4 protein-coding genes are annotated in these 8,581 nt (G+C 72.3%); all 4 read left to right on the forward strand.

Annotated features, from left to right (window positions below; genetic code table 11):
- From KGQ19_RS28425 to KGQ19_RS28440, 4 genes are read left to right on the forward strand one after another with little or no spacing between them, the layout of a single operon-like run.
- Positions 1-5,985: a type I polyketide synthase gene (locus tag KGQ19_RS28425; protein ID WP_307856537.1), complete on the forward strand. Its 5,985-nt coding sequence runs from the start codon at positions 1-3 to the stop codon at positions 5,983-5,985.
- Positions 5,986-5,996: 11 nt separating this feature from the next.
- The gene (locus tag KGQ19_RS28430; RefSeq protein ID WP_368862174.1) at positions 5,997-6,479 is read left to right on the forward strand and encodes an acyl-CoA thioesterase; all 483 of its coding nucleotides are present in this window, start codon (positions 5,997-5,999) and stop codon (positions 6,477-6,479) included.
- A 6-nt stretch (positions 6,480-6,485) separates the two neighbouring features.
- On the forward strand, positions 6,486-7,037 hold the full coding sequence (locus tag KGQ19_RS28435) for a flavin reductase family protein (RefSeq protein ID WP_212014381.1): 552 nt from the start codon (positions 6,486-6,488) through the stop codon (positions 7,035-7,037).
- Complete coding sequence (locus KGQ19_RS28440; protein WP_212014382.1) at positions 7,034-7,570, forward strand: TetR/AcrR family transcriptional regulator; 537 nt, start codon at positions 7,034-7,036, stop codon at positions 7,568-7,570. The genes KGQ19_RS28435 and KGQ19_RS28440 overlap by 4 nt, the downstream gene beginning before the upstream one ends.
- The last annotated feature ends 1,011 nt before the right edge of the window (positions 7,571-8,581 follow it).

An 8,581-nucleotide genomic window follows, 5' to 3' on the forward strand; every position in this document is an offset into this window, starting at 1 on the left:
GTGAGCGGCACCGGAATCGGCACCACCGACACCGGGATCGCCGTGGTCGGGATCGCCTTGCGGTATCCCGACGCGGCGTCCCCGGACGAGCTGTGGCGCAACGTGCTGGCCGGCCGCCGGGCTTTCCGGCGGCTGCCGGACGAGCGGATGCGGGCTGAGGACTATTACTCGCCCGATCCGGCCGCACCGGATCGGCACTACTCGAAGATGGCCGCGGTCCTGGAAGGGTTCGACTTCGACCGGGTCGGCTACCGCATCGGCGGCAGCACGTTCCGGTCCACGGACATGACGCACTGGCTGGCGCTGGACACGGTGGCGCGGGCTTTGGACGACGCGGGGTTCCCGGCGGGCGAAGGCCTGCCGCGGCAGAACACCGGCGTGGTCATAGGCAACACCCTCACCGGTGAGTTCAGCCGGGCCAATCTGCTGCGGCTGCGCTGGCCGTACGTCGAGCGCACGGTCGGCGCGGCGCTGCGGGAGCAGGGCTGGGACGACGCCGCGCTCGGCGAGTTCCTGACCGCGCTGGAGGTCCGCTACAAGGCGCCGTTCCCGCCGATCGACGAGGACTCGCTGGCCGGCGGCCTGGCGAACACCATCTCCGGCCGGATCTGCAACTACTTCGACTTCGGCGGCGGCGGCTACACCGTCGACGGCGCCTGCTCCTCCTCGCTGCTGTCGGTGGCCACCGTCTGCAACGCGCTGGCCGCCGGGCAGATCGACGCGGCGGTGGCCGGCGGGGTGGACCTGAGCATCGATCCGTTCGAGGTGATCGGGTTCGCCAAGACCGGGGCCCTGGCCAAGTCGGAGATGAAGGTCTACGACAAGGACTCCAACGGTTTCTGGCCCGGCGAGGGCTGCGGGATGTTGGTACTGATGCGCGACGAGGACGCGGTGCGCCAAGGCAAGTTCCGGTACGCGACCATCGCCGGCTGGGGTCAGAGCTCTGACGGCAAGGGCGGGATCACCCGCCCGGAAGCCTCCGGCCACCGGCGCGCCATCAGCCGGGCCTATTCCGGCGCCGGGTTCGGGGTGGAGACGGTCCGCTACTTCGAGGGCCACGGCACCGGTACCGCCGTCGGTGACGCCACCGAGCTGGAGGCGATCAGCGGTGCCCGGCGCGACGCCGCCGGCGCGGCGGCCGGAACCGCGGCGATCAGCACCGTGAAGGGCAACTTCGGCCACACCAAGGGCGCCGCCGGCGTCGCCGGGCTGATCAAGGCGATCCTGGCGGTGCGGCACCAGGTGATCCCGCCGGCCACCGGACACTACGACCCGCATCCGGTGCTGCTGGCCGAGGACGCGATGCTGCACGTGCCCGACCACGCCGAGATGTGGCCGGAAGGCGCGCCGATCCGCGCCGGCGTGTCCTCGATGGGCTTCGGCGGCATCAACGCGCACCTGATCGTGGAGCACGCCGACGGCGTCCGCCGCCGCGGCATCGGTAAGACCACCACCCAGCTGGTCCGCTCCCGTCAGGACTGCGAGATCCTGCTGCTGGACGCGGTCGGCGTCGCCGAACTGCGCGGGCGGGTGGCGCAGCTGGCGGGCTTCGTCACTAAGCTGTCGTTCGCCGAACTCGGCGACCTGGCTGCCACGTTGTCCGGGGAGCTGACCGATCTGCCGTTGCGCGCGGCGATCGTGGCCCGCTCGCCCGAGCAGGCCGAGGAACGGCTGGGCCGACTGCTGTCGCTGCTGGACTCCGGCGCCCGCCAGGTGCTGGACCAGGCCGGCGGGGTGTTCCTGGGGGCGGCCGGCCGACTGCCGCGGCTGGGCTTCCTGTTCCCCGGCCAGGGTGCCGGGCGCCGCGCGGACGGCGGTGCGCTGCGGCGCCGGTTCACGGCCGTGGACGAGCTCTACCGGGACCTGGCCCTGCCCGCCGGCGGCGACCAGGTCGCGACCTCGGTCGCCCAGCCGCGCATCGTTGCCGGTTCCGTGGCCGCGATCCGGGTGCTCTCGGCGCTCGGGATCACGGCGTCCGGCGCTGCCGGGCACAGCCTCGGCGAGCTGACGGCGCTGCACTGGGCCGGGGTGATGTCCGAGGAGGCGGTGCTGGCCCTGGCCGCCGAACGCGGCCGGGTGATGGACGAGACGTCCTCCGGCGGCGGCGCGATGGCCTCGGTAGCCGCCTCCGCCGCGGAGGTCAATGCCCTGCTCTACGCCGAGCCGGTGGTCATCGCCGGATACAACAGCCCGACCCAGACCGTGGTGAGCGGTCCGGTCCAGGCCGTGGAATCGGTCATGGAGCGGGCCCAGGCGCGCGGTCTGAGCGCGACCCGGGTTTCCGTGTCGCACGCGTTCCACTCCGCCGCGGTCGCACCGGCCGCCGAGCTGTTCGGGCAGCACCTGGCGGCGCAGGACTTCCGTCCGCTGGACCGCACGGTGGTCTCCACGGTGACCGGTGCGCCGCTGCCCGCCGACACCGACGTGGCCACCCTGCTCAGCAGCCAGATACTGGCCCCGGTGCGCTTCCACGACGCCGTGGCCGCGCTGGCCCGGGACTGCGACGCCTTCATCGAGGTCGGTCCGGGACGGATCCTGCGCAACCTGGCCACCGAGATCGTCCCGGCGGTGCCGACGGTGTCGATCGAGTCCGACAGCATGTCGCTGGCAGGGCTCTTCCACGCCGTTGCCATGGCATATGTGCTGGGCGCTCCGGTCCAGCACAGCGAGCTGTTCCGGGACCGGTACGTCAAGCCGCTGCCGCTGGACAAGGAGTTCGTGTTCCTGGCCAGCCCCGCCGAGGCCGCACCCCAGGGCGACTTCGCGGTCGTCAAGGCGGCCCTGGCGGGTCCGGCCGCGCCCGCCCCGCAAAGCGGTCAGAGCGGTCAGCCCGGTGCGGCGGCCTCGGCTGAGGCGTCTTCGGCTGACGCGGCGTCCGGTGCCGGCTCGCAGGACGCGCTGACCGTGCTGCTGCGGCTGGCCGCCGAGCGGGCCGAGCTGCCGCCGGAGGCCGTGAGCCCGGACAGCAACCCGATCGACGAGCTGCACCTGAGCTCGATCACGGTCGGCCAGATCGTCACCCAGGCGGCCAGGGAGCTCGGGGTGACCGCGGTGCTGGCGACCTCCGCCTACGCCACCTCGACCCTGACCGAGCTGGCCGAGATGCTCGACGGCCTGGCCGCCACGGCGCTCGCCGACGACGGAGCGGCCGAGCAGATCGCCGGTGTCGATCCGTGGGTCCGCGCCTACGCTATCGACCTGGTCTCCACGCCTCCGGCTCCGCCGGCGGTAGTGCGCCATCCGGCGGCCGAGTGGGAGGTGTTCGCCACCGGCGGCCACGCGCTGTCCGAGCCGTTGCGCGCCGCGCTGTCCGTCGCCGGGATCGGCGCCGGTGTGCTGCTGTGCCTGCCCGACGAGGCGCACGAGGACCACGCCGATCTCATGATCAGCGCGGTCCGGGCGGCGCTGTCCCGGGTGCGCGGCGAGCCGATGCGGTTCGTCACGGTCGGCGGGCGCCGAGGCGCGGCGGGCATCGCCAAGACGCTGCACCTGGAGGCTCCGGCGGTGACCACGACCGTGGTCGCCATGGCCGGTCCGGACACGGTGCCGCCGGACTACGTCGCCCAGGTGGTCGCCCGGATCACCGCGGACGCCGCCGACACCAGCGGCTTCGCAGAGGTCTGCTACGAGCGGGACGGTACCCGGACGGTCCCGATCCTGCGTCCGCTGCCGACGACGGCGGCCGGCGCAGCAGGGCTCGGCGACGTCCTGACGGCCGACGACGTGCTGCTGGTGACCGGCGGCGGCAAGGGCATCACCGCCGAGGCGGCGCTGGGCCTGGCCCAGGACAGCGGCGCGGCGCTGGCGCTGATGGGCCGTTCGGATCCGGCGAAGGACCCGGAGCTGGCGATGAACCTGGAGCGGATGCGGGCGCAGGGGATCGCCTTCCAGTACGTGCGGGCCGACGTCACCGCCGCCGACGAGGTCAAGGAGGCGCTGGACCGGGTCCGGCGCACGCTCGGCCCGGTGACCGCGATCCTGCACGGCGCCGGCCGCAACGAGCCGCGCTCGCTGGTGGATCTGGACGAGTCGACGTTCCGCCGCACGCTGGCACCGAAGCTGGACGGTCTGCGCACGGTGCTGACCGCCGTCGGGTCCGACCCGCTGAAGCTGCTGGTCACCTTCGGCAGCATCATCGGCCGGGCCGGTCTGCGCGGCGAGGGCGACTACGCCACCGCCAACGACTGGCTGACCGACCTGACGCACCGGTTCGGCGCCGACCATCCGGAGTGCCGGTGCGTCGCGCTGGAGTGGTCGGTGTGGTCCGGTGCCGGGATGGGCGACAAGCTCGGGGTGCTGGAGGCCTTGATGCGCGAGGGCATCTCGCCGATCCCGGTCGCCGAGGGCGTCGGGATCCTCAAGGCCCTGCTGGCCGATCCGTCCACCCCCGGCACCGTCGTGGTCGCCGGTCGGGCCGAGGGCCTGCCGACGATCACGATGGAGCGGCGGGAGCTGCCGCTGGGCCGGTTCCTGGAGCGTCCGCGGGTGTTCTACCCCGGGGTGGAGCTGGTGGTCGACGCCGACCTGTCGCCCTCAGCCGACCTGTATCTGGGCGACCACCTGCTCGACGGTGACCTGCTGTTCCCGGCGGTGCTGGGAATGGAGGCGATGTCGCAGGCGGCCGGGGCGCTGACCGGGCACGACGGCGCGCCGACGCTGAACGAGGTGGAGTTCCTGCGGCCGATCGTGGTGCCGGTGGACGGCAGTACGACGCTGCGGGTGGCCGTGCTCGCCGACGGTCCCGACGCGGTGCGTGCGGTGCTGCGCTCCAGCGAGACCGGGTTCCAGGCCGATCACTTCCGCGCCACGCTGCGTTACGACCAGCCGCTGCCGGTCGGCGACCCGAGGCCGCGCGCCCGGGACACCGAGCCGCTGATCCCGCTGGATCCGGCGACCGAGCTCTACGGCCCGGTGCTGTTCCAGGGCGACCGGTTCCAGCGCCTGCTCGGCTACCACGAACTCCAGGCCCGCGGGTGTGTGGCGGCGATCTCGAACCAGGCCCGGGACGACTGGTTCGGGTCCTTCCACCCGGGCGACCTCATCCTGGCCGACCCCGGTACCCGGGACGCGCTGATGCACTCGATCCAGTGCTGCGTGCCGGACGCCACCTTGCTCCCGGCCTCCGTCGAGCGGCTGTGGCTGGCCGATCCGAAGCTGGCCCGGCCCTTGCCCGAGGTGACTCTGCACGCGGCCGAGCGGTCGCGCGACGGCGACACCTACATCTACGACATCGAAGTCCGGGACCTGGACGGCGTGCTGGTAGAGCGCTGGGACGGTCTGACCCTGCAGGCGGTCCGCAAGCAGGACGGGACCGGGCCGTGGCTGCCGGCGTTGCTCACGCCGTACCTGGAGCGCAACGTCGAACCGGTCTTCGGCCGGGCGGGACTGCGCACCGCAGTGGTACCGGATGCGGCGGCCCCGGAGGCCTCTGAGAGTTCCCAGGCCGACGGTTCGCAGACCGCGCTCCGGCGCGAGCGCACCGACCGGGCGATGAGCTGGGCCCTGGGCCGGCGGGTCGAAGTCGGGCACCGTTCCGACGGGATGCCGTGGCTCGACGGGTTCCAGGTGTCCTCCGCACACGGAGCCGGACTCACCTTCTCGACGGCACTGGCCGGCGAGCGGCCGGTGGAGTGCGACGTCGAGGTCGCCGCGACCCGTCGGATGAGCGAGTGGACCGATCTGCTCGGCGCCGACGGCGCCGCGCTGGCCGGGCTGATCGCCGCGGAGCGGAACGAGGACTACTCGGTCGCCGCGACGCGGGTGTGGGGCGCGATCGAGTGCCTGAGGAAGGCCGGCCTGGCCCGGCCGGATCTGACGGCGGACACCGTCGAGGGGGTTCCCGGTTCCGGGCCGTGGGCGGCTCTGCGCGGCGGCGGACGGCGGATCGCCTCGTTCCTCACCACGGTGCGGGACGTCGGCGAACCGCTGGTGTTCACGGTGTCGGCCGCCCTCGAGGCGGCCGCCGAGGGGAGTGAAGCGGAATGAGCGGCGACGGCATCCAGGACTACTACGAGTACCGGCACCTGGTCGGCTTCGAGGAGACCAACCTCGTCGGCAACGTGTACTACGTCAACTATCTGCGCTGGCAGGGGCGCTGCCGGGAGATGTTCCTGCGCGAACACGCGCCGGAGGTCATCGCGGACGTGCAGGCCGACCTGAAGCTGTTCACGCTGAAGGTGGACTGCGAGTTCCTGTCCGAGATCACCGCGTTCGACGAGCTGTCGATCCGGATGCGGCTGGAGGACCTGACGCAGACGCAAATCGAGTTCGCCTTCGACTACGTGCGGCTGCGCGAAGGGCTGGAGGACCTGGTGGCCCGGGGGCGGCAGCGGGTGGCGTGCATGCGCGGCCCGAACACCGACACCCGGCCGACCCCGGTGCCCGAGCCGCTTCGGCGGGCCCTGAGCCGCTACACGCTGCGGAGCACCCGCCCGGCGGCCGTCCAGGCACCGACCCGGGTGCTGGCCGCGGGGAGCTGAGCGGCGATGGCCAAGCCAATGGCGGCGCCGGTTCCGGCCGGCGCCGCCGCCGACCCCCGGGAACTGCGGCGGATCTTCGGCCGCTTCGCCACCGGCATCACCGTGGTGACCTCCGGCGGCGCCGAGCCGCGCGGGATGACCGCGAACTCGTTCACCTCGGTGTCGCTGGACCCGCCGATGGTCCTGGTCTGCGTACTGCGCGACGCCTCGATGCACGAGACGATCAGGGACAGCGGCGGCTTCGCGGTCTCGGTGCTGTCCAACCGGCAAGAACGCGTCGCCCGGCACTTCGCGAACCGCGACCGGCCGCGCGGCCGGGCCGAGTTCGACGCCGTGGACCACATCCCCGGCCCCCGCACCGGAGCCCCGGTCCTGCCGGACGCCCTGGCCTGGTTCGAGTGCTCCCTGGCCGCCGTGTACGACGGCGGGGACCACTCGATCTTCCTGGGCGAGATCGTCACCGTCGGCCGCGGCCCGGACCAGGACGCACTGCTCTTCTACGCCGGCTCCTACCGCAGGCTGGAAGCCCCGGCCGACTGGCGCGACCACATCCCGTGACGGCCCCGCACCGGAACACCTACCACCACGGCGACGCCCGCGCCGCACTCGTCCAGGCCGCCTTCGACCTGGCCCGCACCGGCGGCCCGCCCACGGTGACCCTGCGCGCCGCCGCCCGCCACGTCGGCATCACGGCGGCCGCGGTCTACCGGCACTTCACCACGGTCGAGGAACTCCTCGACGTGGTGAAGCGCCAGGCGCTGCGCCTGCTCGCGGAGCGGCTGGACGAGGCGGTCGCGTTGAGCGAGGGCGAGGGTGAGGGCGAGGGCGAACTGTCGGCCCTGGACCGCACTCGCGCCATCGCCGAGGCCTACTTGTCGTTCGCACGCGAGCACCCCGGCCTGTTCGCCATGGCCTGCCACGGCGGCCTGACCGCCGCCCGCGAGCTGGTCGCCGACCGCGTAGCCGGCGCGCCGCGCCCCACCCGCCTGGCTGTGTGGTCTGCCGCGCACGGTGTGGCTGCGCTCACCGTGTCAGAGGCCGAACAAAGGCAAGTGCTGGACATCCTTCTCAGTGGAATCGTCGTTGCCTAGTGCCGTGTCGGGCAACGTTTGCCTGGGAGCTCGCGCTTTGCTCGGGAGTCCGCGGCCTGGTTCGTGGCGTGGTTCGCGATGTGCCGGTCGGCGGGCGGGATCCGTTGGCGGGTGGAGTTTGCTGGAGCTAGGGTTTGCGAGCCGGGTTGCGGTTGGGTTGTGGTTATAAAGCTTTTTACGGCCTTCGGTCATAGTTGTGCCGGTTCGGGGTTCGGGGCGGCGAGTCTGTGTCTCGGCTGCCGGTTCACGCGTTCACAACCCCGCCGCACCTCAGGCCTCTTCAACTCCAGCAAGGCAGAGCAAGGGCACAGTCAAGAGCAAGGTCAAAAACTGTGGTGAAGGGCCGGGCCTCCGGCGGGCCTCGGCAACCTCAGGGAAACTAGCGCGGTTCCCTCGGGTGGCTGGGTGAGTCTCAGCGGTGGCGGTTTGTGGGGTGGTGCGGTTCGTTCCCCTCGGTCGCGTCGTCAGCCCGGGGGGTACAGCACCGGTGTCCGGGGGTAAAGTCCGCGCGCGGCGGTCGTGCATTTGACCTGCGGTTTTGTGCAGCGCGAACTTGACCCCCGGCCACCGGCACTGTAGGCGAAGCCCTGCCGACGCGACCGAGGGGAACGAACCGAAAACCGACCGGAAGAATGGCAAAGCCCAGTGGTTGGGTACCGGCGGCTCGGCAAGTTCGGCCGCCGGTTCAGGATGCTGACCTCGCGGCGGTCCCGAGGTGCGCATTCTGGGCTGGCGGGTGCGGGCACTGGTGTGAGCGCGGGCGCGGGCGCGGGCACTGGCACTGGCGCTGGTGCTAGGACTGGTGCTGGCTCGCCTGGCTGTCAAGATGGCCACTGCCGGATGGCAGATTGGTCTGGCCACCAAGGCATGCCGCGCCTACCGCGCCCGGGCATGTTCTCGACCAACTGACCACCGGCCCGCCGCCACGCCCTCACCGGCAGCGGCATCAACCAACCGGTGTCCTCGTTCCCTGCGTTTTGTATTTCTCCGGCTGGTTTTCGGTTCGTTCCC

It is taken from the genome of Catenulispora pinistramenti (assembly GCF_018274385.1).
In the GTDB taxonomy this organism is placed as follows: Bacteria; Actinomycetota; Actinomycetes; order Streptomycetales; family Catenulisporaceae; genus Catenulispora; species Catenulispora pinistramenti.